1 protein-coding gene is annotated in these 2,315 nt (G+C 46.2%); it reads left to right on the top strand.

From position 1 onward, the window contains the following. The coding region (locus H5154_RS21175) for an Ig-like domain-containing protein (protein ID WP_220493435.1) at window positions 1-2,315 on the top strand (2,315 nt) is incomplete at both ends.

The raw sequence follows: 2,315 nt of genomic DNA, 5'->3' as shown, positions 1-2,315 counted from the left end.
GCCAGTGTCAGTGTGACTATCAGCGATGGCGCGAATAACTTATCACGTACCGTAACGGCTGATGGCTCTGGGGCATGGACTATCAGTGGTAGTGAGTTTGATGTCAGCAGCTTTAATAATGGCACCGTCACCGTCAGCGCCACACAAAGTGATGCGGCGGGTAACACCTCGACTACGGCAACCGCAGTAATTACGTTGGATAATCAAGCGCCAAATGCATTGACGATTACTACGCCAATTGAAGGCGACGGCAAAGTTAATGCTGTAGAAGATAACGATGTGCTAGTGCAAGGATCTGGCGCAGAGTCAGGTGCAACAGTTACAGTAAATGTTGATGGTATATCTAAAACTACCACAGCAGATTCAAGTGGTAATTGGACATTGTCGGGCAACGAGCTGGATATCAGTGCGCTGAATAATGGTACGCTGACTGTCTCGGCAACTCAGGCCGATAGCGCAGGTAATATCTCAATAGCTGCAACTACAACAATAACGTTGGATAACCAAGCACCAAACGCACCAACCTTTATTACGCCTATTGAGGGGGATGGTAAAGTTAACGCTGCGGAGGATAATGATGTATTAGTCCAAGGCGGGGGAGCAGAGTCAGGTGCAACAGTCACTGTGAGTATCGCTGGGGTTACTAAAACGACTACCGCAGACTCAAGTGGTAATTGGACATTATTAGGTAATGAGCTGGATATCAGCGCTCTAAATAATGGCATATTGACAGTTTCGGCAACACAAACCGACGATGCGGGCAATATCTCAACGGCTGCATCAACTTCAATTACATTAGATAACATCGCACCAAATGCGGTGGCTATTACAACGCCGATTGCAGTAGATGGTATTGTAAATGCGGCTGAAGACAATGCTGTGTTGATCACAGGGTCAGGAGCAGAAGCTGGCGCAACAGTGACAGTGGGTATTAGCGGCGTAAATGCCACTGTGGTAGCTGATAGCAGCGGTAACTGGACACTTAACGGCAGTGAATTAGACATTAGCGCTCTAAATAATGGCACATTAACAGTATCTGCAACGCAAACCGATAGCGCAGGAAATATTTCATCTGCAACGACAACCACTATAACCTTAGATAATGTTGCGCCAAATGCATTGGCTATTACAACGCCGATTGCTGTTGATGGCATTGTTAATGCTGCTGAAGATAATGCGTTATTAATTGTAGGATCTGGGGCTGAATCAGGCGCTGCAGTTAAGGTTGATGTTGGCGGTGTAAATGCCACCGTGACTGCTGATAGCAACGGTAATTGGACTCTCAGTGGTAATGAGTTAGATATCAGTGCATTAAATAATGGCACATTAACGGTATCAGCAACGCAAACTGACAGCGCAGGTAATATTTCACCAGCGGCAACGACGACGATAACCTTGGATAACAGTGCACCGTCAGTTGTTACTATTAATACGCCAATCGAAGTCGATGGCATCGTTAACGCTAGTGAAGATGATAGTGTATTGATCACCGGCTCTGGGGCAGAATCAGGCGCTGCAGTTAATGTTGATATTGGCGGTGTAAATGCCACTGTGACAGCTGGTAGTGGTGGTAATTGGACGCTTAACGGCAATGAATTAGATATAAGTGCACTTAATAACGGCACTTTAACAGTATCGGTAACGCAAACTGACAGTGCAGGGAATACTTCACCAGCGGCGACCAGCTCTATTACTTTAGATAATACCAGCCCAACTGGGCATGCAGTTAGCGTTGATCAAAGCTTAATTAACGCAGATAACGAATCCGCAATGAGTGTTAGTTTTACTGGACTTGAAGGCAGTGGTTCGCTTAGTTATCAGGTTAGTGATGGCAGTAATGCTGTTACTGGTAACGCAACAATTAGTGCTGTTACGCAGCAAATTACAGGTATTGATGTTACAACATTGGCTGAGGGAGTGTTAACGTTCTCAGCAATAGTTACAGACACCGCAGGCAATGCCAGCGCAGCAGTAACTGCCACAGTAACTAAAAAATACAACGTCGTACCGGTGTTAAGTGGTTCACCAAGTACAACTACAGCTGAAGATGCAGCGTATAGTTTTATACCCACCCTTACAGACAGCGATACGCAAGATACCCATACCTTTAGCATCATTAATAAGCCAAGCTGGGCGAGCTTTGACACCAGCACGGGCGAATTAGCGGGCACGCCACAGAACGAGGATGTAGGCAGCTACGCGGCTATTACTATCAGTGTTAACGATGGCACAGATAGCGCCAGTTTAACGCCATTTACATTAGAGGTCACCAACACCAACGATGCGCCGGTAGGGCAAAACTTCGCGTTTAACCT

The sequence above is a fragment of the Pseudoalteromonas sp. SR44-5 genome (assembly GCF_014163675.1).
In the GTDB taxonomy this organism is placed as follows: domain Bacteria; phylum Pseudomonadota; class Gammaproteobacteria; order Enterobacterales; family Alteromonadaceae; genus Pseudoalteromonas; species Pseudoalteromonas rhizosphaerae.
This window is presented reverse-complemented; position numbering and strand designations above follow the sequence as displayed.